This is a genomic window from Gordonia sp. NPDC003376, from assembly GCF_053589235.1.
On sequence record NZ_JBSFRM010000002.1, the window covers coordinates 242862 to 266928 of the forward strand.

Annotated in this window: 21 protein-coding genes and 1 pseudogene; 11 read left to right on the forward strand and 11 right to left on the reverse strand. The window is 69.1% G+C overall.

The window, feature by feature from the left end; translation table 11 throughout:
- Positions 1 to 431 precede the first annotated feature (431 nt).
- A complete protein-coding gene (locus ACWDUA_RS03370; RefSeq protein WP_449749574.1) occupies positions 432 to 806 on the reverse strand; it encodes an OB-fold nucleic acid binding domain-containing protein in 375 nt (124 codons plus the stop codon).
- Positions 807 to 899: 93 nt separating this feature from the next.
- On the opposite strand from ACWDUA_RS03370, the gene ACWDUA_RS03375 reads away from it, so the two are divergent.
- Positions 900 to 1634, forward strand: a complete 735-nt coding sequence (locus tag ACWDUA_RS03375; protein ID WP_449749575.1) for an alpha/beta hydrolase — start codon at positions 900 to 902, stop codon at positions 1632 to 1634.
- 32 nt (positions 1635 to 1666) lie between these two features.
- Here the strand turns inward: ACWDUA_RS03375 and ACWDUA_RS03380 are convergent, their stop codons facing one another.
- Complete coding sequence (locus ACWDUA_RS03380; protein ID WP_449749576.1) at positions 1667 to 2590, reverse strand: DUF3710 domain-containing protein; 924 nt, start codon at positions 2588 to 2590, stop codon at positions 1667 to 1669.
- Positions 2591 to 2685: 95 nt separating this feature from the next.
- The gene (gene dut, locus ACWDUA_RS03385) at positions 2686 to 3147 is read right to left on the reverse strand and encodes a dUTP diphosphatase (protein WP_449749711.1); all 462 of its coding nucleotides are present in this window, start codon (positions 3145 to 3147) and stop codon (positions 2686 to 2688) included.
- A gap of 82 nt (positions 3148 to 3229) precedes the next feature.
- On the opposite strand from dut, the gene ACWDUA_RS03390 reads away from it, so the two are divergent.
- Entirely contained in the window at positions 3230 to 3814 is a 585-nt protein-coding gene (locus tag ACWDUA_RS03390) for a DUF3093 domain-containing protein (RefSeq protein WP_449749577.1), read from the forward strand.
- Positions 3815 to 3834: 20 nt separating this feature from the next.
- Here ACWDUA_RS03390 and ACWDUA_RS03395 read toward each other — a convergent pair whose 3' ends face one another.
- Positions 3835 to 4134 (reverse strand): DUF4193 domain-containing protein, encoded by a 300-nt coding sequence (locus ACWDUA_RS03395; RefSeq protein WP_020793611.1) that lies wholly within the window; start codon positions 4132 to 4134, stop codon positions 3835 to 3837.
- Between the two features lie 299 nt (positions 4135 to 4433).
- On the opposite strand from ACWDUA_RS03395, the gene cei reads away from it, so the two are divergent.
- Complete coding sequence (gene cei, locus ACWDUA_RS03400) at positions 4434 to 5147, forward strand: envelope integrity protein Cei (protein ID WP_449749578.1); 714 nt, start codon at positions 4434 to 4436, stop codon at positions 5145 to 5147.
- Positions 5148 to 5375: 228 nt separating this feature from the next.
- Here cei and ACWDUA_RS03405 read toward each other — a convergent pair whose 3' ends face one another.
- A complete protein-coding gene (locus tag ACWDUA_RS03405; protein ID WP_449749579.1) occupies positions 5376 to 6257 on the reverse strand; it encodes an inositol monophosphatase family protein in 882 nt (293 codons plus the stop codon).
- Between the two features lie 203 nt (positions 6258 to 6460).
- Between ACWDUA_RS03405 and ppgK the strand changes: the two genes are divergently transcribed.
- The 3 genes from ppgK to ACWDUA_RS03420 all read left to right on the forward strand — a co-directional run bounded on the left by ppgK (position 6461) and on the right by ACWDUA_RS03420 (position 9295).
- The gene (gene ppgK, locus ACWDUA_RS03410; RefSeq protein WP_449749580.1) at positions 6461 to 7249 is read left to right on the forward strand and encodes a polyphosphate--glucose phosphotransferase; all 789 of its coding nucleotides are present in this window, start codon (positions 6461 to 6463) and stop codon (positions 7247 to 7249) included.
- A gap of 162 nt (positions 7250 to 7411) precedes the next feature.
- Entirely contained in the window at positions 7412 to 8860 is a 1449-nt protein-coding gene (locus ACWDUA_RS03415; RefSeq protein WP_449749581.1) for an RNA polymerase sigma factor, read from the forward strand.
- 225 nt (positions 8861 to 9085) lie between these two features.
- On the forward strand, positions 9086 to 9295 hold the full coding sequence (locus tag ACWDUA_RS03420) for a DUF7455 domain-containing protein (protein ID WP_449749582.1): 210 nt from the start codon (positions 9086 to 9088) through the stop codon (positions 9293 to 9295).
- Positions 9296 to 9404: 109 nt separating this feature from the next.
- On the opposite strand, the gene ACWDUA_RS03425 is transcribed toward ACWDUA_RS03420, so the two are convergent.
- The gene (locus ACWDUA_RS03425) at positions 9405 to 11129 is read right to left on the reverse strand and encodes a DEAD/DEAH box helicase (protein ID WP_449749583.1); all 1725 of its coding nucleotides are present in this window, start codon (positions 11127 to 11129) and stop codon (positions 9405 to 9407) included.
- A gap of 295 nt (positions 11130 to 11424) precedes the next feature.
- On the opposite strand from ACWDUA_RS03425, the gene ACWDUA_RS03430 reads away from it, so the two are divergent.
- On the forward strand, positions 11425 to 12603 hold the full coding sequence (locus ACWDUA_RS03430) for a YihY/virulence factor BrkB family protein (protein WP_449749584.1): 1179 nt from the start codon (positions 11425 to 11427) through the stop codon (positions 12601 to 12603).
- A 5-nt stretch (positions 12604 to 12608) separates the two neighbouring features.
- Here the strand turns inward: ACWDUA_RS03430 and ACWDUA_RS03435 are convergent, their stop codons facing one another.
- Positions 12609 to 12884: a DUF3039 domain-containing protein gene (locus ACWDUA_RS03435; protein ID WP_449749585.1), complete on the reverse strand. Its 276-nt coding sequence runs from the start codon at positions 12882 to 12884 to the stop codon at positions 12609 to 12611.
- Between the two features lie 87 nt (positions 12885 to 12971).
- Here ACWDUA_RS03435 and ACWDUA_RS03440 point away from each other — a divergent pair.
- Together ACWDUA_RS03440 and ACWDUA_RS03445 are read left to right on the forward strand one after the other, a co-directional pair.
- Positions 12972 to 13370, forward strand: a pseudogene (locus tag ACWDUA_RS03440) (DUF3099 domain-containing protein); the annotation flags it as partial.
- A 430-nt stretch (positions 13371 to 13800) separates the two neighbouring features.
- Positions 13801 to 14820 (forward strand): sigma-70 family RNA polymerase sigma factor, encoded by a 1020-nt coding sequence (locus ACWDUA_RS03445; RefSeq protein WP_449749586.1) that lies wholly within the window; start codon positions 13801 to 13803, stop codon positions 14818 to 14820.
- Positions 14821 to 15721: 901 nt separating this feature from the next.
- On the opposite strand, the gene ACWDUA_RS03450 is transcribed toward ACWDUA_RS03445, so the two are convergent.
- Both ACWDUA_RS03450 and ACWDUA_RS03455 read right to left on the reverse strand, forming a co-directional pair.
- Entirely contained in the window at positions 15722 to 18565 is a 2844-nt protein-coding gene (locus tag ACWDUA_RS03450) for a bifunctional acetate--CoA ligase family protein/GNAT family N-acetyltransferase (protein ID WP_449749587.1), read from the reverse strand.
- Positions 18558 to 19805, reverse strand: coding sequence for an acetoin utilization protein AcuC (locus ACWDUA_RS03455; protein WP_449749588.1), 1248 nt, complete (start codon positions 19803 to 19805; stop codon positions 18558 to 18560). Before ACWDUA_RS03455 ends, ACWDUA_RS03450 begins: the two co-directional genes overlap by 8 nt.
- Positions 19806 to 20000: 195 nt before the next feature.
- Here ACWDUA_RS03455 and ACWDUA_RS03460 point away from each other — a divergent pair, with 195 nt between their 5' ends.
- Positions 20001 to 20684, forward strand: coding sequence for an iron dependent repressor, metal binding and dimerization domain protein (locus ACWDUA_RS03460; RefSeq protein WP_449749712.1), 684 nt, complete (start codon positions 20001 to 20003; stop codon positions 20682 to 20684).
- Positions 20685 to 20763: 79 nt separating this feature from the next.
- On the opposite strand, the gene ACWDUA_RS03465 is transcribed toward ACWDUA_RS03460, so the two are convergent.
- Entirely contained in the window at positions 20764 to 21948 is a 1185-nt protein-coding gene (locus ACWDUA_RS03465) for a DUF4192 domain-containing protein (protein ID WP_449749589.1), read from the reverse strand.
- A 155-nt stretch (positions 21949 to 22103) separates the two neighbouring features.
- The gene (locus ACWDUA_RS03470; RefSeq protein WP_449749590.1) at positions 22104 to 22769 is read right to left on the reverse strand and encodes a hypothetical protein; all 666 of its coding nucleotides are present in this window, start codon (positions 22767 to 22769) and stop codon (positions 22104 to 22106) included.
- A gap of 309 nt (positions 22770 to 23078) precedes the next feature.
- On the opposite strand from ACWDUA_RS03470, the gene ACWDUA_RS03475 reads away from it, so the two are divergent.
- Complete coding sequence (locus ACWDUA_RS03475; RefSeq protein WP_449749591.1) at positions 23079 to 24062, forward strand: PAC2 family protein; 984 nt, start codon at positions 23079 to 23081, stop codon at positions 24060 to 24062.
- Positions 24063 to 24067: the final 5 nt, after the last annotated feature.

Below are 24067 nucleotides of genomic sequence, written 5' to 3' on the forward strand. Positions count from 1 at the left end.
CGTTGAGCCGACGAGGAGCGCAGCGACCAGACGAGTCGAAACCTCCGACGCCCGACGACGCGTGGCGACCACTTCGGGGGGTCCTCGCCCTTCGGGCCCAGTCCCGGCTCCACCATCAAAGAACGATGGTTGAGCCGACGAGGAGCGCAGCGACCAGACGAGTCGAAACCTCCGACGCCCGACGACGCGTGGCGACCACTTCGGGGGGTCCTCGCCCTTCGGGCCCGGTCCCGGCTCCACCATCAAAGAACGATGGTTGAGCCGACGAGGAGCGCAGCGACGAGACGAGTCGAAACCTCAGTCGGCCGACATCGAGAGGTGACCCCCGCAATGGCGGTGACGCACAAACAGATCCCCACGCGATCGACATCGGGGATCCGACGATGCCGAGCGACGGCCGGCTGATCGATCACCACGAGGGCGAGCGACGGTCAGTCCTCGCCGCTCTGGAGTTCGTAGTACGGGTTGTAGATCACCTTCATGCCGTCGTGCTCGGCGAGGCGACCTCGAACGGAGATCTTGCGTCCGGGCTCGATCCCGGGAATCCGGTTGCGGCCGAGCCACTTCAGCAGCACCACGTCAGAGCCGTCGAAGAACTCCGCCTTGACGCCGGTCTTGGCGGCGCGCGAGCAGGTCTCCACCGACCTCAGCTCGCCGTGCATCGAGACCTCGTCGCCTCGACAACACTCTGCGGCGCGCTGGGCACCGGTGGCCTGGGACTCGGCTGCGATCTGCTCGGCGTCGACGTTGCCGAGGTCTTCGGTCAACCGTCGCGTCAGCCGCTTGAGATAACCGGTTGTCGGCATCACAAACCTCCGGGGACGAACTTCGATCGGTAGGAACTCGCCTCAGCGTAGACCCACGTTCTCATGGGGTACAACGCGCGGCATGATCTGTTCATGCCCGCAGATGACACGAACATCCCGGACCGTCCAGAGGTGCTGGTCGCGCTCCCCGGAACGGGATCCGACGCCGACTTCGTGCGCCGTGCATTCGGCCCGGCCGCAGCAGATCTCGGCGTCGAACTGATCGGCCTGCAACCCACCGACGACCTGATCGACGGATATCGCCGCCGCCTCACCGACATCGCCGATCGGCGGGGTCGAATCCTGGTCGGCGGGGTGTCCATCGGGGCCGCCGTGGCGGTGGAATGGGCCCTGGCGGCCGACGCAGGGCAGTGCGCGGGCGTGTGGGCGGCTCTACCCGCCTGGAGTGGGCCGGCGACCACCGCGGTCGCCGCGGCCGCCGCACGGGCCACCGCGCAGGCACTGCGCGCCGACGGCCTCGATGCGACCGTCGCGGCGATGGCGCAGGGCAGCCCCCCGTGGCTGGCCGCCGAGCTCGGACGGTCGTGGAGGGCACTGCATCCCGGACTCGTCGTCCAGCTGGAACGGGCCGCGGACCACCACGCTCCCACCCTCACCGAGATCGCCGGGCTCACTGTGCCGTTGGGAATCGTGGCGGCTGCCGACGACGCGCTGCACCCGATCGGCGTGGCGCAGGCGTGGGCCGACGCGGCGGTGCACGCCTCACTCGAGGAGGTGACCCTCACCGCATGGGGTGAGCAGCCGGAGATCCTCGGCCGGGCGTGCGCACGCGCCTGGCAGTCGGTACGTGTGACGACGGCCGGGTGAGCCCAGGGGACTCACCCGGCCGGTCGGGGAACTCAGTTCTTGGAACGCCGCCGTCGGAAGCGTTGCATGGCCGATCCGCTCGACGGCGGGGCCTCGTCGGCATCACCGGCGTCCGGGGCCACGCCCGCAGCGGTGTCGGCCGACTCATCGTCGGAGGTGTCGGCGGCTTCGGTGGCGGCCGCCTCGGATGCGGATGCCTCGGTCACGACCGTGGCCTGCTCGATCTGATCGAGCGCTCCGCCCGGAACCCGATCGCCGGGTGCGACATCGTCGCTCCGGGCATCGTCGCTCCGGGCACCGGCCGGGGCGACGTCGGCGACCTGCTGGGGTCCGGACGCGGCCTGCTCGGCTCCGTCGGCCTCGGGAGTCTCGCCGAACATCTGCTGCTGGGCGGCGGCGACCTGCTCGGCGAGCACCGGCGGCAGCACGATGGGCAGCATCTCTCGCGGCGGCACCGGGTCCTTGCCGCGGCGCACCACCGACTCGGCCAGGACCGCGCGCGCGAGCTGTGCCAGCTGCCCGGCCGACTCGGCCGGGCCACTGGCCACGCAGCGCACCATCCAGCGCGGTCCGTCGACGCCGATGAAGCGGTGGGCGGCTCCGGGTACCTCGGCGAGCACCTCGCGACCCCAGTGGCCGTCCTCGACGCTGGTGGTCGCGCCGTCGTCGCGAAGCGACGAGGCCAGCTCGCGCACCACCTCACGCCACAGGCCGGGCGATCTCGGGGCGGCGAACGCGGTCACCGAGATCCGGCCGACCGGGGTCACCAGGTACACGCCCTCGGGCTGATGGTCCGGGCTCATCTCGACGGTGACCTGACCGCCCTCGACCACCGGCACCAGCACCGATCCGAGGTCCAGGTGCGAATTGGCCAGCTCTTCGGCCGGCGTGTCCAGTGCCTCGATGTCATACGGTCCGAGCGCCTGCCCGACCCGCAACTCCCCGTCCTGTGCCATCAGCTCCGTCTCTCCTCGCCCGACCCGGTCGAACTGCCCGGTCGACCGGTTCGAGGGTAGTCGAGCTCAGCTCGGGCGACGGTCACCGACCCTGCTCACCCGGCCTGCGGATCGCCCAGGATGGCATGTCCCCCGCTCGATCCGTGACCGCCGGTCCCACGACTGGTGTCGTCGAGCTCGTCGACCTCGACGAAGCCTGGCAGTTCGACTCGCTGGACGATGAGCTGGGCGATCCGGTCGCCCCGGCTGATGTGGACGGTCTCGGAGGGATCCAGATTGATCAGGCACACCTTGATCTCGCCGCGGTATCCGGCGTCGATGGTGCCCGGGGCGTTGACGATGGACAATCCGGCACGGGCGGCGAGACCCGAGCGCGGGTGGATCAGGCCGACGGTGCCGAACGGCAGGGCAATCGCGATGCCGGTGCCGACGAGTTGTCGGCGACCGGCGGGGAGTTCGAGATCGATGGTCGAACAGAGGTCGACACCCGCGTCGCCCGGGTGTGCGCGGGTCGGCAACGGGATTCCGGGATCCAGTCGCCGCACGCGGATCGGCAGGAGTTCCGGACTCGTCCCGGCGGGGTCTTCGGTGGAGGAAGGGGTCAGATCAGCGGCCACGCTGGCAGACTACGCTGGTCGTGTGAGTGATCCATCATCGCCGAGCGGCCCCTCGTCCCCCACCGGCCCCTCATCTTCCACCGGCACCGACCGCTTCAGCGAGCGTCTGTACGTGCCCTGGTGGTGGTGGCTGGCCGCACTGGTCGTGACCGGCGTCGTCGGCTACGAGATCTCGTTGTCGGCGCACCGCTCCGCGTGGGGCTACTTCGGGTACGTGGGTGCTGCGGTGCTGTGTGCCCTGGTGTTGTGGTCGATGAGCCGGACGCAGGTGACGGTGACCGCCGACCGCGAGTTGCATGCCGCCAAGGCCCAGCTGCCGCGCGCGGTGATCGGCCGTGCGGCCACGATCCCGGCGACGGCCAAGAGTGCCGCGCTCGGACGTCAGCTCGACCCCGCGGCATTCCTGGTGCACCGCGCGTGGGTCAAGACGATGGTGTTGCTGGTGCTCGACGATCCGGACGATCCGACACCGTATTGGCTGGTGTCGACGCGGCGTCCGGCCGAGCTCTTGAAAGCCCTCGGAGTGCCCGATGCGGCCGAGGCTGTGACCGCACCGGACGAGGGGACTGCACCCGGAGATCGGGATGGGCGGCCCGGGTCCGACTAGGACCGGGTCGGCCCGAGGGCTCAGGCGCAGTCGACACAGATCATCTCGGAACCGCTCTCACGGGCGAGACGGCTGCGGTGATAGACGAGGAAGCAGCTGCTGCAGGTGAACTCGTCGGCCTGCTTCGGGACGACCCGAACCGAGAGCTCCTCGCCGGACAGATCGGCCCCGGGGAGTTCGAAGGACTCCGCGGTATCGGTTTCGTCGACGTCGACAGCCGCCGACTGCGCCTCACTGCGACGGGCCTTCAGCTCCTCGAGCGAGTCCTCATTCAGATCCTCGGACTCCGTGCGACGTGGCGCATCGTAATCAGTAGCCATTGTGTGCCTTACCTGGTTGAAGGAGAGCGCCGCGGGTTCGGGCTCGTGACCTGCGAACCGTGGAGCGCGAAGTCGCCGGGATTGTCTTGCCGGCGTCCCTACAACGTCATGACCGGTGCGATTCGTTACCCGCCACCCGCCGTACTGTTGTGATCTTGATCACATTGTATTGCCATGACCTCCAACAGTTCCGGGAGGGCGGGCGCCCGAAGCATAGAAGAGAGCAGACCTCAAGTCAACATGCACTCCGTCGGGGCGTCCGGCGGCGTGTCGACGCCCTCACCCTCTACAGTGGGCGCGTGGTATCGCAGATCACGACCGGCTACCCGACCGATCACAACGGTCACCCGTTCCGGCGCCGCAGTTTCCGTCCCGCGATCATCCTGCTGGCGGTGCTGGTGGTACTCGCGGTCATCGTGTGGGGGGTGGCACTGTCGAACTCCGAGGCCTCCGCGACGCCCACCGACTGCAACCAGCCCACCCCGGCCACCCCGACGGCCACCGGCGCCTCCGGGACCCCGACAGCTGCTCCGTCGAGCGCCGCGGCCCCGACGGTGACCGTCGCCAATCGCGACGAGATGCTGGCCGTGGCACCGGCCACGCTCGCCACCTTCCAGGTCCGGGTGCTCAACGCCTCCACCACCCGCGGTGCCGCCCGCTCGGCCTCCGATGACCTCACCCACCTCGGCTTCACCCCGGCCACCGATTCCGCCTTCGGCGACGACCCGGTGTACCCGAACCGCGACCTCAACTGTGTCGCCCAGATCCGGTTCGGCCCGGCCGGCAAGGCGGCAGCGGCAGCGGTGTGGCTGGCCATCCCCTGTGCGCAGCTCGTCGACGACGGCCGCCGCGACACCACCGTCGACGTCGCCCTCGGCGAGCACTACCGCGCACAGGAGCAGTCGCAGGATGCGCAGGCAGCCCTCGAGGCGCTGCGTTCCGCCGACCCCAAGAGCGACAAGAATGCCGTCGACCCGGGCCTCGTCAGCGCGGTGCACTCACAGAAGTGCTGATCGTGGCCGGGGTCGGCGTGCGCCGGGCCCGGACGGCCGGTCTCGGCCCCCACCCGGTCGATGGGCCCATCCGCCGGCCCATCCGCGGACCCGTCGGTGGCTTTCACCCCGGGCGTGGCCCGGGGTGGACGGCCACCGACCCCTGACGGCCGCGGCACCTGAGATGGCACCGGCACCCGGGACGGCAGTGGAATCCGGAATGGCAGTGGAATCCGGCGTGGGGCGGTGTCACTCGGCGGTGAGACAGACCCGCGCGCCGATCTCGTCGAGCAGTGCGAGGAACTCCTCGGCCACCCCGCCGGCCACGGCGATGGTGGGATGTCCGTCGGCCGCACGGGAATCCGGCGGCGGCAGGAGCACCGTCGCGCCGGCCTCGGCCGCGATCAGACCGCCGGCCGCCCAGTCCCAGGGACTCAGCCCGTGTTCGATGTGCGCGTCGACCGCGCCGCTGGCCACCATGCACAGGTCCAGGGCAGCGGCACCGATCCGCCGCAGGTCACGGACCCGCGGCAGCATCTGGGCCACCAGACGTCCCTGCGCCCGCCTGCGGTGCGCGTCGTATCCGAAGCCGGTGGCCACCAGCGCCATCTCGACCTGATCGATGTCGTTGCACCGCAACCGGTGCCATGGATCGCCCGGTCCCTGCTGGAACGCTCCGCCCCCCAGCGTCGCGGCGTAGGTGACCCGTCGGGCGACGTCGACGACCGCACCGGCCACCGACTGCCCGTCGATCTGCGCGGCCACCGACACCGCATAGGCCGGGATGCCGTACATGAAGTTCACCGTGCCGTCGATCGGGTCGACCACCCAGCGGACCCCGGACGGCACGGCGACACTGCCGCCCTCCTCCTCACCGAGGATCTCGTCGTCGGGGCGGTGGCGCCGCAGCAGGGTCCGGATCAGTTCCTCGGTCTCGGTGTCGGCAAGGGTCACCGGGTCGGTCGGGGTCGATTTGGTCGCGACCGCCTCGCTCTGCTCGTGGGCACCACCTTCTCCGGCGATGCCGAACAGCTCCGGCCGTCGTGTCCGCACGTGCGCCGCGGCGGCCTCGGCGACGGTGACGGCCACCTCCCCGAGCTCGGCAGCGCGTTCCCGGTCGGTCTGGCTCATCTGTTCCTGCACCCGTCCATGTCAACACATCCGGCCGCCACGCGCGGCGGCGGGCACATGCCTACCGCCGACCGCGGACCGCGAGCGCCCACCCCGGGGGGACATGTCGAGTTCGCCGGGAACCGCGCGCACCGCGCCCGCCCTGGATAGCCTGGTACACCGAGACTTCCGACAACGACAGTCATCATCCGAGAGGATCTCCCATGACCGAACCCGCCGCATCCGACTCGCCCTCCCCCGCAACACATCTGAGCTTCGGAGTGGACGTCGGGGGCTCCGGCATCAAGGGCGGCGTCGTCGACCTCGACACCGGTGAGCTGGTCGGCGACCGGTTCAAGGTACTCACCCCGCAACCGGCCACCCCCGACGCGGTGGCCGGCGGGGTCGCCGAGGTGGTCGCCCACTTCGGCTGGGCCGGTCCGGTCGGTATCACCCTTCCCGGTGTGGTCACCGACGGCGTGATGCGCACGGCGGCCAATATCGACAAGGCCTGGATCGGTACGGACGTCTCGGAACTGTTCGGCACGGCACTCGGCGGCCGTCAGGTCTCGGTGCTCAACGACGCCGACGCGGCCGGGCTCGCCGAGGTCGCCTTCGGGGCCGGCAAGGGCGTCGACGGGGTGGTGATGCTGCTCACCTTCGGCACCGGCATCGGTTCGGCCCTGCTGGTCGACGGCAAGCTGGTGCCGAACACCGAACTCGGTCACCTGCTGGTCGGCAAGAAGGAGGCCGAGCACATCGCATCGTCACGCGTGAAGGAGGTCAAGGAGTGGTCCTACGAGAAGTGGACCGAGAAGGTCTCCGAGGTCCTGGGCACCTACGAGGCACTGTTCTGGCCGAGACTGTTCATCGCCGGCGGCGGCATCAGCCGTAAGGCAGACAAATGGATTCCGTTCCTGACCAATAGCACCCCCGTCGTGCCGGCCACCCTGCGCAACACCGCCGGGATCGTCGGCGCCGCGATGGCTGTCGAACAAGGCCTGAGAGCCTGATCAGAACAGCGACGCGACCCCATTGACCTGGCCTTTGTCACATGAACGGGGGTGGTGTCGTTACAATGGAACGCACCGGTGCCCATTGTGCCGGACCAAGCCCTGATCCGCGACGGCTCACGCTGCCGCGACGGTTGTGAGATTCATCCCGAAAGGTTGTACGTGGCAGCCACCCAAACCCGTCAGGAGGGCGCCGAGGTAGACGACTCGACCTCGACGACGACCACCCCGGCGCAGAAGGCACCCGCGAAGAAGGCCGCCAAGAAAGCGGCGGCCAAGAAGGCACCCCGTAAGGCTGCCGCCAAGAAGGCACCCGCCAAGCGGACCGCCAAGAAGGCTGCGGCCAAGAAGGCCACCTCGCCCAAGTCCGGCGAGGGAGCCGACGACGCCGATCTCGAGGCCACCTCGATCGACGACATCGACGGTCCCGACGCCGACCTCGACGACGACGTGGAGATCGACGATCTCGACGTCGACGACGAGGACGACGACGCCGAGGATTCCGCCGACGACGAGGAGGACGAGGGCGAAGAGACCTCGACCCCCGCGACCCCCGCTGCCGCGAAGAAGCCCGCCGCCGCGTCCGTGGACAAGAAGCCCAAGGACGACGCCAAGTCGTCCGGCGACTTCGTCTGGGACGAGGAGGAATCCGAGGCCCTGCGGCAGGCCCGCAAGGACGCCGAGCTCACCGCTTCGGCCGACTCGGTGCGCGCCTACCTCAAGCAGATCGGCAAGGTCGCACTGCTCAACGCGGAGGAGGAGGTCGAGCTCGCCAAGCGGATCGAGGCCGGCCTGTTCGCCACTGAGCGACTGCGTCGCATCCTGGAGTCCGGTGAGAAGATCACCACCACCCAGAAGCGTGACCTGAACTGGATCTCGCGTGACGGCAATCGCGCGAAGAACCACCTGCTCGAGGCCAACCTCCGTCTGGTGGTGTCCCTGGCCAAGCGTTACACCGGTCGCGGCATGGCGTTCCTGGACCTCATCCAGGAAGGCAACCTCGGTCTGATCCGTGCGGTCGAGAAGTTCGACTACACCAAGGGCTACAAGTTCTCCACCTACGCGACGTGGTGGATCCGCCAGGCCATCACCCGCGCCATGGCCGACCAGGCCCGCACCATCCGTATCCCGGTGCACATGGTCGAGGTGATCAACAAGCTCGGCCGTATCCAGCGCGAACTGCTCCAGGACCTCGGCCGCGAGCCGACCCCGGAAGAGCTCGCCAAGGAGATGGACATCACGCCCGAGAAGGTGCTGGAGATCCAGCAGTACGCGCGTGAGCCGATCTCCCTGGACCAGACCATCGGCGACGAAGGCGACAGCCAGCTCGGTGACTTCATCGAGGATTCCGAGGCGGTCGTCGCGGTCGACGCGGTGAGTTTCACGCTGCTGCAGGATCAGCTGCAGTCGGTCCTCGAGACGCTCTCCGAGCGTGAGGCCGGTGTGGTGCGTCTGCGCTTCGGTCTCACCGACGGCCAGCCGCGCACACTCGACGAGATCGGTCAGGTCTACGGTGTCACCCGTGAGCGCATCCGCCAGATCGAGTCCAAGACGATGTCGAAGCTGCGCCACCCGTCGCGCTCCCAGGTTCTCCGCGACTACCTGGACTAGTTCTCACACGGTTTCTGTGATGACCGTCTCGCCGCCGGTTACATGCCCTGTCGGGCGTGTTTCCGGCGGCGGCTCTGTTGTAACGGGTGAGTGACGACACAACTCGCGGCGCGTCGGAACAATACGAACCGCCCGAACGTCTGACACAGTGAGGTTGACGCATCGCCCGGATGTGTCGGCTCTGAAGGAATGGCGCCCGAGCGCCGGACCGGGACGGAGGAAACAATGCCAGACATCGCGACCACTACCCCGATCTCCATGCCGCTGACCGCATCTGACCGTTGCGATCGCTGCGGCGCGGCGGCAAGGGTGCGTGCCGTGCTCCCCAAGGGCGGCGAACTCCTCTTCTGCCGGCACCACTTCAACGAGCACGAGGCGCGGCTGGTCGAGATGAGCGCCACGGTGCTCGACGACTCTGCCACCGAACTCGTGTGACCATCACGAACTGACCCTCTCACCAGCGAAAGACCCGGCGGATGAACCCGCCGGGTCTTTCGCTTGTTTTCGGGTTCGCCCGTTCGGGAGCCGCTTCCCGGTGCCCGTCTCAGCGCCACTCGCGGAGCGCCTGGATGCGCTCGCGCAGCTGGTCGGCCGATGCCAGGGCCGTCGGCGGACCGCCGAGACGGCTGCGCAGCTCACTGTGTACCACCCCGTGCGGTTTGCCGGTCCGGTGATGATGCATGGCGACCAGCGTGTTGAGTTCCTTGCGCAAGGCGTGCAGGTTCTCGCCGGCCGCCCGCGGCTGCGCCTCGGCCCTGGGTTCCGGTGTGGGATCGGCGGAGCGTCGCGCGACCTGGTCTTCCTGCCGCTGCCGCAGCAGCTGTTTGACCTGGTCGGCGTCGAGCAGGCCGGGCAGGCCCAGATAATCTGCCTCCTCGTCGCTGCCGGTGAAGGTGGCCGTGCCGAACGACGACCCGTCGAAGATGACCTGGTCGAGTTCGGCGTCGGCGTGCAGCGACTGGAAACTCTTCTCCTCCTCGCCGGGCTCGTCCTTCTGCTTGTTGGCATCGGCGATCAGGGCGTCGTCGAGTCCGTCGCTCTCGCGATGCGGCTTGCCGAGCACATGGTCGCGTTCTGCCTCCATCTGGCTGGCCAGGTCGAGGAGTACCGGCACCGACGGCAGGAACACGCTGGCGGTCTCACCCGGTCGGCGCGACCGCACGAACCGGCCGATGGCCTGCGCGAAGAACAGCGGCGTGGACGAGCTGGTGGCATAGACGCCGACGGCCAGGCGTGGCACGTCGACACCCTCGGACACCATGCGGACCGCCACCATCCATTCGTCGTCGGAGGCGGAGAACTCGGCGATCCTCGACGACGCCTTCGGGTCGTCGGAGAGCACCACGGTGGGCGCCTTCCCGGAGATCGAGGTGATCAACTCGGCGTAGTCGCGGGCGACGGTCTGGTCGGTGGCGATCACCAGGGCGCCCGCATCGGGCATGCCGCCGGCGCGCAGCTGCCGCAGCCGGGTGTGGGCGGCCTGCAGCACCGACGGAATCCAGTCGCCGTGCGGATCCAGGGCGGTGCGCCAGGCACGGCTGGTGTGTTCCGCCGACAGCGGCTCGCCGAGCCGCGCGGTGAACTCCTCCCCCGCGCTGTTACGCCAGCTCGCCTGGCCCGAGTACGCCAGGAACACCACCGGCCGGACCACGCCGTCGCGCAGCGCATCGGCATAGCCGTAGGTGTGGTCGGCGCGGGAGCGCATCGCCCCGCCCGGTTCGGGTTCGTAGGTGACGAACGGGATGGGCGAGTCGTCGGAGCGGAAGGGTGTACCGGTGAGCGCCAGGCGGCGCTCGGCGTCGTCGAAGGCCTCCCGGATCGCATCACCCCAAGACCTCGCGTCGCCGCCGTGGTGGATCTCGTCGAGGATCACCAGAGTGCGGCGACGTTCGGTGCGCACACGGTGCCGGGTGGGGTGCGCGGCGACCTGGGCGTAGGTCAGGGCCACCCCGTGGAAGTCGGTGCTCGTCTGGCCGGTGGAGTTGCGGAAGTTGGCGTCGAGTTGGATGCCGACGCGCGCGGCGGCCTCGGCCCACTGATGTTTGAGGTGTTCGGTCGGGGCGACCACCGCGATCTGTTCGACGGTGCGGTCGTCGAGCAGTTCACGCGCCACGCGCAGGCCGAAGGTGGTCTTACCTGCACCCGGGGTCGCCACCGCGAGGAAATCCTTGGGAGCGGTCGCGAGGTACCGGGTCAGGGCGCGCCGCTGCCAGGCGCGGAGCGGCGGACCTGCGGTGGCAGCAGAGACGACGTCTTCGGCAGAGGTCACTGGGGTACTGACTCCGTGTTCGCGTGAGAGGAGGCTGGTCACGCCGCGGGGCGAGAACGAGGTCGCGGCGCGGGGACGCCCGGTGCAGCGCATCGAGCCTCGATCATGCTACCGATCCGCACCGACGACGGTGTCGCCGACACATGCGGTTCGGGACACACCGCCATGACACACCAGGTGACGGGGTGTCGCGCCGACGTCGGCGACGATCAGGGATGCTGTACCCATAAGCACTCCACGCCGTAACCCGGTACCACTGCCGCCCGACGACCATCGGTCGTCGGGGGCTGCTTCGGTGTCCGACGACGCAGTGACCGATGCCCTCCCGTCCGGCAGATCCGTCCCCGGGCCGCGCTGTACCGGGGAGAAGCCGCCGGGGCACCGCCCGTCGGGGACATCACCGTCGGGCACATCGTCAGGGGATCGTCGGTCGGGACCGAATGACCAACCGCTGCCGGTCTGGCGTAACCTTCATCGCCTGCTGTGGCGCACCATCGTGAAGTCGTGGGACGACGGCATCGTCGGCTGGGCCGCCCAGGCCGCGTTCTGGCAGGCGCTCTCGTTGCCGCCGCTCCTGCTGGGGGTGTTGGGCTCGGTCGGCTACCTCGCCGGCTGGTTCGGCCCCGACACGGTCACGGTCATCTCCGACCGGATCATCTCCTTCGCCGACCGCACCTTCTCCGCGAGCGTCGTCGACGATCTGATCAAGCCGACCGTCGACAACGTGCTCGGCCGCGGCCGGGTGGGCGTCATCTCCGTCGGTTTCCTGCTGTCCCTGTGGGCCGGGTCGTCGGCGGTGTCGTGTTTCGTCGCCTCGATCGTCCGGGCCCACGACCAGCATGAGGTGCGCAACCCGGTGTGGCAGCGGATCTTCGCGCTGCTGCTCTACGTGGTGTTCCTGGCGGTTGCGGTCCCGCTACTGCCCTTGGTGGCGCTGGGGCCGGATTACCTGCGCAAGATCGTGCCGGACTCGTGGGATCCGATCGTCAGTCAGCTCATCGCGTTCGGCTACTTCCCGTTCGTCACGGTGTTGATGCTGCTGGTGCTGACGACGCTCTACCACCTCGCGCTGCCCAACCCGCTGCCGTGGCACCGACTGGTGGGTGGGGCGATCGTGGCGGGGGTGTTCTTCTGGATCGCCAGCTACATCCTGCGCATCTATCTGGCGCAGATCGTGCGGGCGGGCTACTCCTACGGCGCGCTCGCGACGCCGATCGCGTTCCTGCTGTTCGCGTTCTTCCTCGGCTTCGCGATCGTGATCGGCGCCGAGTTCAACGCCGCACTGCAGTCGATGTGGCCGGCCAAGCCGACGATGACGGTGCAGGTGCGCGAGTGGGTGTCCACCCAGACAGCCGAGGTCACCGAGCAGCTCAAGACACTGCCCGAACGCCTGTCCAGCGGTCCGATCAGCCGGCGTCGGCGGGCCGACGGTGAGCACGACGCCGACGACCCGACCGAGCACCGAGCGGACTGAGCGCGCTACTCCTTACGCATGCGGTTGTAGATCTTCTTGCACTTCGGGCACACCGGCGAGCCGGGCTTGGCGGCACGGGTCACCGGAAAGGTCTCTCCGCAGAGGGCGACGACATGGCTGCCCATGACGGCGCTCTCGGCGATCTTGTCCTTCTTGACGTAGTGGAAGAACTTGGGCCGATCGTCGTCGGAATGGTCGGTCGCGTCGGCGTCCGGCCGCTCGTCGGTCTTGGTGTCGGACCACTCGTCGAGGTCGGGCCGCTCGATGGTTTCGGTAGACATGTCACCATTGTGCGTCACCACACCGGCGTCCGACGACCCCGTCGCCCCGCCTGTGCTTTCGGCGTCCAGAAGTGGGACAGTGGAGATATGGGTGAACAGGATTCTCCGACCGGCCGGTCCACACGGGATCACGGCGGGTCCGACGCCTTCCTGATCACCGGCGCTCCCCAGCCCTATGACGAACAGCATCGTGCACGGGTTCGGAAGTACCTGATCCTGATGGCGTTCCGGGTGCCTGCCCTGATCATCGCCGGCATCGTCTACAGCTCGACCGGCTCGGGGTTGCTCGCATTGGCGATCATCGCCGCGTCGATTCCCCTGCCGTGGATCGCCGTGCTCATCGCCAACGACCGCCCACCGCGCAAACGCGGCGAGCATCCCAGCTACATGCACGGCCCGGAGCACGACGTGCTGGGTCCGGCGTCGCTCAGCGCGACCTTCCGGGTCATCGACGCGAACGCCACCTACTCCAACGGCACCACCCCCGGATCGGCCGGCACCGACTCGGCCGACACCGAAACCGCGGATACCGAGTGGACACACACCGGAGCCGGAGATACGGACTCGGCGCGGCCCGATTCCACCGGTACCGACCCGGCCGACACCGAACCGGGTGGTACGGCAGGCTTCTCGAGCGACACGGAGTCGGCCACGCCGACCTCCCCCGCCGCAGACGCCCGGACCCACGAATCGCGCACCGTCGATTCGCACACCGTCGAGGGCTCCGGCGGGGCCTGAGCGCCGCAGTTGCACCCGCGGGATCATCTCAGGAACTTCTCAGACGATCTTCTCGGCCGGTGCGGGATATCCACAGGCCACAGGCTTTCTGCACGGTTCCCGCGCTCGGGAACCACCGGGAACTTTCCCACCCTGACCCACGTTGGACGAAGTGAACGCACTCAAGTCAGGAGGCCGAATGTCACGCTCCACCGTTACTCGCTCCACGCCCTCGTCCACCACCACGGCCGACGAGTCCGCAACTTCGGCCCGCCCCGCCATGACCGAGCAAGACCTGGACGCGCAGTCCCCTGCCGCCGATCTCGTCCGCGTCTACCTCAACGGAATCGGCCGTACCGCACTGCTGAACGCCGAGCAGGAGGTCGAACTCGCCAAGCAGATCGAGGCCGGGCTCTACGCCAAGCATGTCCTGGAGAACCGCAAGCGTCTCTCGGCCGTCAAGAAGCGCGACCTGGCGGTCGTCATCCGCGAGGGTGAGGCCGCCCGGTCGCATCTGCTCGAGGCGAACCTCCGCCTGGTGGTGTCTCTCGCGAAGCGGTACACCGGCCGCGGCATGCCGCTGCTCGACCTGATCCAGGAAGGCAACCTCGGGCTGATCCGGGCAATGGAGAAGTTCGACTACGCCAAGGGCTTCAAGTTCTCGACGTACGCCACCTGGTGGATTCGTCAGGCCATCACCCGCGGTATGGCAGATCAGAGCCGCACCATCCGGCTGCCCGTCCACCTGGTCGAGCAGGTGAACAAGATCGCCCGGATCAAGCGCGAACTGCACCAGCAACTCGGCCGTGAGGCCACCGACGACGAGCTGGCCGCCGAGACCGGAATCCCGGCGGAGAAGATCGCCGATCTGCTCGACCACAGCCGCGACCCGGTGAGCCTCGACATGCCTGTCGGCAGCGACGAGGAGGCCCCGCTCGGTGACTTCATCGAGGACGCCGAGGCCACCTCCGCCGAGAACGCGGTGATCGCCGGTCTGCTGCACTCCGACGTGCGGGCGGTCCTGGCCACCCTCGACGAGCGGGAGCAGCAGGTGATCCGGATGCGCTACGGACTCGACGACGGCCAGCCACGGACCCTCGACCAGATCGGCCGGCTGTTCGGACTCTCGCGTGAGCGGGTCCGCCAGATCGAGCGCGAGGTGATGGGCAAGCTGCGGCAGGGAGATCGCGCCGAGCGCCTCCGCGCATACGCCAGCTGACCTGCACATTCCCGTCGACCCACCGACCCCGTCAGCGTTCCGACGCCGACGGGGTCGGTGCTGTGTCCGGGAGGTTGACCGACTGCCCACAAGTACGGCGGTGCGCCTCGGGTGGGTGACCGCCTCCGAAGGTGATCGCCGAAACCGTGATGTCACCGGATTTCGACGGCCGGTCGGCGTCGCTCCGCGACGACGTCCTGCTCAATCAGCGTCGAGGAACCGAGCGCATTCCGTCGCGGGACGAGACACAGGCTTCGCCGATCGAGCCGACGAGGAACACACCGTCGAGACACAGGCTTCGCCGATCGAGCCGACGAGGAACACACCGTCGAGACGCAGGCTTCGCCGATCGAGCCGACGAGGAACACACCGTCGAGACACAGGCTTCGCCGATCGAGCCGACGAGGAGCGCAGCGACGAGACGAGTCGAAATCTCCGCCACCAGACCTCGCGACGCCACCAACCCCGAAGCCATCAACTCCGAAGCCATCAACTCCGAAGCCATCAACTCCGCGGTGCCACCCACACACCCATCGCACCGGATTTCGACGGCCGGTCGGCGTCGCTCCGCGACGACGTCCTGCTCAATCAGCGTTGAGGAACCGAGCGCATTCCGTCGCGGGACGAGACACAGGTTTCGCCGATCGAGCCGACGAGGAACACACCGTCGAGACGCAGGCTTCGCCGATTGAGCCGACGAGGAGCGCAGCGACGAGACGAGTCGAAATCTCCGCCACCAGACCTCGCGACGCCACCAACTCCGAAGCCATCAACTCAGAAGCCACCAACTCTGCGGTGTCACCCACACGCCCATCGCACCGGATTTCGACGGCCGATCGGCGCCGGTCAGGGTCGGCCCACCGAGCGCGATCCGTCGCTGATCACCGAATCCCCGACACGATCAGGCGAGTCGTCGCGGTCCGCTGTCCGCCTTGTCGGGCACCGGGCCGATACGGATCTGGGCGTGCAGCACCGCGGCGGTATCGGTGGACACCAGGATCGGGTCGAGATGTACCTCACGGATCTCGGGGATGTCGTCGACGAGTGCCGAGATGCGTCGCAGCAAGTCGACCAACGCGTCCTTGTCGGCGGGATGCTCGCCCCGGTACCCGTCGAGCAGCGGAGCCGACCGCGGTGCGGTGACGAGGTCTGCGGCGTCGCGATCGGAGAGCGGGATGGCCCGGAAGGCGCGGTCGCCGAGCAGGTCGAAGGTGCTCCCCGACAACCCGAACGAGATTATCGGCCCGAAGGACGTGTCGTCGCGCATGGTGATCACGGTGCCGATCCCCTTCGGCGCCATCTTCTGCACGTGCAACACCGGGTCGCCGGTCAGCTCGATGAGCTCGGCGAACGCACCGACCACCGCGGTCGGGTCGGGCAGGTCGAGGCGCGCGCCCTCTCGGTCGATGCGGCCACGCCAGCCCGCCGAGGTGGCCTTGACCGCCACCGGAAACCCCAGTTCGCGGGCGGCCGCCGATGCCTCGTGCAGGGTGCGGACCTCACGGAAGGGAACGATCTCGATGCCGTACCACGCCAGCAGCCGAGCCGCCTCGAGGTGCCCGAGCACCTTGCCGGGCTCGTCGGTCTCGACGACGTCCTGCAGGTCGGCCATCTTCTCCCGCACGAACATCCGGGCCGCCTCGGGGTCGAGGCCGGCCGGTCGGACCACACCGGACTCGGGCTGCTCACGCCAGCGCGCATACGCCCACGAGTGTGCCAGGGCAGCCGCGGCGCGTTCAGGACTCGAATACGACGGGATCGAGCCGCGTTCGGGCAGCCCGTTGGGGCCGGGTCGCATCAGGCCCGGCGGGATGCCCTCGACGGCGAGGAAGGTACTGACGATCGGTTTGGGGCCGTCGGCGTCGGGGGTGTTGGCCGCGGCCATCAACGCCCGTGCATGCCAGTCGGCGTCCACCGCGACCGGCGGCACGAACACCACGATGATGGCGTCGACCTCGGGCGATGCCATCGCCGCGGCAACCGCGGACTCGAACTCCTCCTCCGAGGCACCCGCGCCGAGATCGACGGTGTCGATCACCTCGAGCCCGCGGCTGCGGGCGGTGTCGGCGGCGATGCTGCCGATCACCGACGAGTTCCCGATGATCCGGGTTCGCGGGCCGCGCGGCAGCGGCTGGTAGGCGAAGATCGTCGCGCAGTCGAACAGCTCGGAGATGGTGTCCACCTGGATGACGCCGGCCTGTTCGAGCACCATCTGCGCGATCCGGTCGTCGAGGGTGGCAGCCGCCGATCGGGCCGCGCGGGCCGGGCTGAGTGCTCCCCGCCCGGACTTCACCGCGACGATCGGCTTGGACCGCGACACCCGCTGCGCGATCCGGGAGAACTTTCGCGGGTTACCGAAACTCTCCAGGTACAGCAGGATGACGTCGGTGGCGGTGTCGGTGTCCCAATACTGCAGCAGGTCGTTACCGGAGACGTCGGCGCGGTTGCCTGCGGAGACGAAGGTCGACAGGCCGATCTGACGGCGTGCCGCGGTGTCGAGGATCGCGATCCCGAGGGCGCCGGACTGGCAGAAGAAGCCGACGCGGCCGGCGGCCGGGATGCGGGGCGCCAGGGTCGCGTTGAGTGCGGTCTCGGGGTCGTTGTTCGCGACGCCGAGCGCGTTGGGTCCGACCAGCCGCATGCCGTGGGCCCGAACCTGTTCGAGCAGTCGGCGTTCGCTGGCCAGGCCGGCCTCGCTGCTCTCACCGAAACCGGCGGAGACGATCACCAGGGTGCGCACCCCCTTCACCAGGCAGTCGTCGAGGACGGCGTCGACCATCGGAGCGGGCACGGCGACCACTGCCAGGTCGACCGGGTCGGGGATGTCGCGAACGGTCTCGTAGGCACGGATACCCCGCACCGACGGCGGACGTTCCCGCGTCTGCCGCCGCGGGTTCCCGTGCACTGCGACGTGACGGGCCGGCGGGTGGGCGGCCGAAGTGGCGTCATCGGCCCCCTCGGCGGGATGCGCGGGTCCGTTGACCGGGAAGACCGGCCCGGCGAAACCACCGGCGAGGATGTTGGCCAGCAGTGCATTGCCGACCTTTTTCGGGTCGCGGGAGGCACCGATCACGGCCACCGATGTCGGCCGCAGGAGGTTGGCGACGCTCCGCGCCTCGGAGGCGCGCTCGCGGGCGTTGCGCACCGACAGCAACGCCTCGGTGGGGTCGATCAGGAACTCCACGTGCACGGTGGCGCCGTCGAAGGCCCGAGAGATCTGGTAGCCGGCGTCACGGAACACCGCCACCATGTTGGGGTTCTCGCTGAGCACCTCCGCCTCGAACCGGGTGAACCCGTTCTCGGCGGCCGCGCCGGCGAGATGTTCCAAGAGGATCGGCCCCAGCCCGCGACCCTGGTGGTCGTCGGCGACGACGAAGGCCACCTCCGCCGACTCGGGCTTGCCGTCCATCGCGAGGCCCTCGTAGATACCGATCGCGATGATCTCGCCGCCGAGCACCGCCACCAGCGCGACCCGCTGGTTGTGGTCGACGGTGGTCATCCGCACCACCTCGCGGGGCGGCAGGGTCGGGGTGGGCCCGAAGTACCGCATGTAGCGGGTCCGCTCGCTGAGTCCGGCGTGGAACCGCACCACCCGGTCGGCGTCGTCGGGCACGATCGGGCGCAGATGGACGACACCACCGTCGGAGGCCAGCACGTCGGCGATCCAGTGCCGCGGGTAGTCCCAGGGACCGCGGGGGGTCGCCTCGTCCGTACCGGCGGTCGGGGGTGCCTGCTGGTCAGTCACGGGGGTCCTCCGGGTCGAGTCCGTGTAGGGGAAGAACGGCCTTGCGCGTAGCCATGATCGCACGGTCGGTCTGCCGCAGGGCCGACTCGCTGACCCCGTCCGGCGGTTGCTGGCCCGTATCACCGTCCCAGGCCGGGAAATTCACGTCCGCGCCAGTGTCCCCCATCACCGTCTCCGGTGGCCGAGCATAGTCCGTGTGCACCAGCGTGGCGATCTGTTCGGCTGTGGCACACCAGGTTTCGTCAATCTGCGTGGTGACGTCGACATCCTTGTCGAGGACCACGCCGATCATGTGTGACCAGGATCGCGGTACGACGTTCACCACGCCGTAGCCACCACCACCGACGACGATCCACCTTCCCTCGCAGTATTTCTCGGCGAGCTCGCGCATGGCGATCATCGCCTCGCGCTGCCCGTCGACGGTCAGCGACAGGTCGGTCAACGGGTCGGCGCGGTGGGAGTCGGCACCGCACTGACTGATCAGGATCTGCGGTCGGAACGCTGCGATCACCGACGGCACCACCGCATGGAATCCGCGCAGCCACAACCGGTCCGACGTGTCCGGCATGAACGGCAGGTTGACCGCGGTGCCCTGGGCGTCGCCGTCGCCGACCTCGGTGGGCCAGCCCGTACCGGGCCAGAGGGTGGCCGGATGCTGGTGCAGCGACACGGTCAGCACCCGCGGGTCGGCGGCGAACTCCACCTGCACGCCGTCGCCGTGGTGGGCGTCGATGTCGACGTAGGCGATGCGGTCGTAGCCCTGCTCGAGCAGCCAGCGGATGGCCACCGCACAGTCGTTGTAGATGCAGAACCCGGCGGCGCGCGCCTTCATCGCGTGATGCATGCCACCGCCGATGTTCACCGCCCGCCGCACCGAGCCGGAGTGCACCGCCTGCGCCGCGGCGAGGGTGCCACCGACGAGCAACCGTGCCGCCTCGTGCATGCCGTCGAACACCGGGTTGTCACTGTCACCGAGGCCGAACAGCCGCTCGAGCAACGGCCCCGACAGCGAGGCCGTACCCGACCCGACGGCGCGCACCGCGTCGATGTAGTCACGCGAGTGCACGACGGTGAGCGCGTCGTCATCGATCTGCAGGGGCGGGGTGAGATCGACGTCGTCGAGGATGCCCAGGCTCTGCGCCAGGGTCATCGTCAGCGCGAGCCGCACCGGGTTCATCGGGTGCGAATGCGCCCACCGATAGGACAGAAAGTCCTCACTCCAGATCACTGCCGCGTTCATCGAGGACCCTCCTGGCTCACCACCCCTTCAGGCTAGTGGGTGATGAGAGCCAGGTGCTCACTTCGGGTTGCGGGCGAGTTCCATCACAGGCACCACCCGATCGGGTGGTGTGTCACTGACACGGTGCCGCCGACGGATGCTCAGGACGGCCGGAACCGCAGGGTAACCTGGATGACGACGAAGGGACTGCGCACAGTGAACGATCTCGTTGACACCACTGAGATGTACCTCCGGACCATCTACGACCTCGAAGAGGAAGGCATCGTGCCGCTTCGGGCACGCATCGCCGAGAGGCTGGAGCAGAGCGGACCGACCGTGTCCCAGACGGTCGCCCGCATGGAGCGTGACGGGCTGTTGCGGGTGGCGGGCGACCGGCACCTCGAACTCACCGACAAGGGTCGCAACCTCGCGATCGCGGTGATGCGCAAGCATCGTCTGGCCGAGCGGTTGCTCGTCGACATCATCGGCATGCCGTGGGATCAGGTCCACGACGAGGCGTGCCGGTGGGAGCACGTGATGAGCGAGAACGTCGAGCGTCGCCTGCTGCAGGTCCTCGACAACCCGACCACCTCGCCGTACGGCAACCCGATCCCCGGCCTCGAGGCATTGGGTGCAGATGTGTCGTCGCCGACCGACACCGCGAGCCGTGTCGCCGATCTGCCGCAGGGTGAACCGGTCGCGGTGATCGTGCGACGCGTCGCCGAGCACGCGCAGTCCGACCGTGAACTGATCGCCGATCTGCGGGAGGCCGGCGTGGTCCCGAACGCCCGCGTCACCGTCACCGTGACCCCGCAGCACGTCGAGATCGACACACCCGGACACGACGGCCTGGTGTTGTCGGGCGAGATGGCGCACTCGATCTTCGTCGACAAGGTCTGACGAGGACTGCGGCGCCGAACATCCGTGACGGCGGCGGCCATCCCCGGGGTGGCCGGGGATCGCCGCAGGCCACCCCGGGTCACGCCGTCCGGCCCAGGGTGATCGCGGGCAGCTCCACACCCAGCGCGGCGGCAGCGGCACGGCTTTCGGCGATCACCTCCCACAGCATCTGTGGGTGGACCCCGCCCCGAAGCGCGGAGTCGAGCAGCTGCGCGAGCCGAGCCCCGGGGTCGGCGGCCAGTGCGACGTCGATCGTGACACCGGCGTAGCTGCCCTCCCCCGCGATGTAGTGCAGATGACCGAGCAGGGACGCCGCCTGTGCCCGTCCGTGTCCGGTCAATCGCCGGGTCAGCATGCGCCACAACCATTCCGCGTCCAGCCGTAGATCGGTGACGGCACACGCCAACAACGCGTCACGCACGGCCGGTGTCGTGATGGCACGTTCCAGCTCCGACACCGTGGTGCAGTCGAGGCGGGGACGCGTCCGCAGGGCGCCCATCACTGCTGCCAGCAGTGCCCGTCTGTCCCGGGTGATCCGGTCACCCCCGATCGGATCGAGCTCGGTGATGCCGGCGAACCCCGTGGTCGTCGCATCGGTCCGCGATCGCGCGGCACGCGGCCCCGTCACCGCGCAGTCCTCGGATTCACAGTGCGGCAGGGGCGCGAGCATCTCGGCGATGTCCGAGCGGCGGGCGAGAAGTCGCCGGCCGGTGTCGACCGCATGCCGTACCGCGGTCGGCGCGATGTGCGGGTCGGCCATCGAGCCGACGATCCGCCGATCGGGCCACCCGAGCCGGTCGCGCCCGGCGTCACCCGCACCGGTCCGCACCCGCGCCGGCCCGTGTCCCTGCCAGATCAGCTCCCAGGGTGCATGCTCCTCGAACTCGGTGACGACGAATCCGTGTGCGATCCCGCCTGCGGCGGTGAGGAAGGTGTCGGCGGTGGCAAAGACCCGGTGGTAGCGCTCATCCCGCGGTGCGAACCGGTTGTCGGCGATCGCACCCACGACGAACTCCGGCCCCTGGCCGGCGACGATGCCGCCGAGTCGATCGAGCACGGCGAGCAGATCGTCGTCGGGCTCACCGTCGGCCCGCAGCGAGAGGTCGTAGCGCATGGTGGCGTGCACCCGGTTGTGCCCCGTCATCGAGATCAGGACCACTGACGACTCGGGGATGAAGCCGAGCAGGCCCGGGACGGCGGTCAGCAGGGCGGTGGCAGTCGGTCGCGGTGGTCCGGGGCGATGCGGGCGAGGTGGCTGGTTCATGCGCTCATCGTGCGGTCCCCCGCCGTCGACGAGTCCGCCGTCACCGCAGTCCCGACCGGCTGTGCACATTTGGTGAGGTGTGCACAGTTGGCGTCTGTCGGCCAGGTGGTGCGGTGCGGCGTTCGGTCCGGGTGGCAGCCCGCCGGGTGACCGACTCAGCCGAAGGCGCGGCTGGTCGCGACGGTGAACAACGCATCCAGGGCGGATGTCGACGGCGCCTCGGTGCCGGACCAGCGCTGCTGCACATACACGCGAACACTGCCGCGCTGCCCGATCAGGGTCCGACTGTGGAGCTGGGTGTCGGTGCCCGCGCCGGGAGCATCGGAGGTGACCGCCCGCACGACCTCGGTGGTGGCCACGCCCGGCAGGTCCGGTCGCGGCACGTCGGTTCCCACGTGCACGCTCACCGTCCCGCCGCCGACGGTGTACCGCGGGCACTGCCCGGCCTGGTCGTTCACCGACGACAGGTCGTCGTCGGAGTAGGCGACGGCGGCGGTGTACGACTGCGGGCCGCCGGACGGGATGACCTGCAGGACCACCGCGCCGGTGGGATCGAGGGCCGGCGGGGTGCAGTCCGCCGGATCGACCGCTGCCGGGTCGCGGAAGGTCAGGCCGTCGAGCGCGAACCCGACGGCGGGTTGTGGCACCCGAGTGGCGCCGGGCACCGGGAAGTCGTCGGCGGTGACCGCGAGCGGCGTGAGGTCCTCGCGTGCGGGTACCGCCCGGCCGTCGACCCCACACGCCGCGACCACCGACAGCGCGAGCGCGGCCACGGCGAACATCGCGGTCCGGCGCATCCGGCGTCCCCGATCTCTCCTCACACCACCAGTCCTCTCTCCGGCCGGTCCGGCCCTACCCACCGACACACCGGCCACCGACACACCGGCCCGGGCACATGACCGTTTCCCCACCGTGCCACCCCGGATGCGCACGGATGCCCCCGACACACCGGCCCGGGCACGGCAAGTCGGGAATCGCTCCCGCCGATGTGGCGTTGGACCCTGGTGAACAGGGGAACTTCTTCCTTCGTGAGCACTGTACGACCCTGCGACCTGCATGATTGGTCCCGGATATGACCGATGCGAGACAATCACCGACATATCCGGCCGCGAACACCGAGGAGCGACGACATGAACGAGCACCCGACCGGGGACGGCTCGTTGTACGAACTGGCATTTCCCGCGCCACACATGTCCCGGGGCGAGTCCGAGACGGGCCCGGTGTTGGTCCATGCGCTCGACGGTTTCGCCGACGCCGGACACGCCGTGGCACTGGCCGCCGCCCATCTGCGCGACACCCTGGAATCAGACCTGGTGGCGACCTTCGACGCCGACGAGCTGATGGACTACCGGTCCCGGCGCCCGACCATCTCGTTCAGCGGCGAGACCTTCACCGACATCACCATGCCGCAACTGACCCTGCACGCCGTCCGCGACGCCGGGGACAAGGTGTTCCTGCTGTTGTCGGGTGCCGAGCCGGACCTGCGCTGGGAGAAGTTCGGTGAGGCCGTCCGCCGGCTCGCCGATCATTTCGGCGTCAGTGACGTGGTGGGCCTCAACGCGATCCCGATGGCCGTCCCGCACACGCGCCCGGCCACCATCACCGCCCACGGCAACGACCCGGAATCGCTCGGGGATCTGCCCCGGTGGGGCTCGGCGATGAAGCTGCCGGCGAGCGCATCGATGCTGCTGGAACTGCGGCTCGGCGAACACGGCCGACGGACCACCGGGCTGTCGGTGCATGTGCCCCACTATCTCTCGCAGACCGACTACCCGGCGGCGTCGGCCCGGCTGCTGACCGCGGTCGCCGACCACACCGGCCTCGAACTGCCGGTGGCCGCACTCGACGCCGCCGCCGAACGGGTCCGCGAACAGGTCGACTCCGAGGTCAGCGGCAACTCCGAGGTGGAATCGGTGGTCAAGGCCCTCGAGCAGCAGTACGACGCGTTCCAGGAGGCGCAGACCGAACGGGCCTCGCTGCTCGCCACCGAGGGCTCGCTGCCCAGCGGTGAGGAACTCGGCGCCGAACTCGAGCAGTTCCTCGCCGGTCTCAACGGCGACGACAAGAACGACGGTCCCGACGACACCCCGGGCGGTCGGCCATTCCCGATCTGACCGAC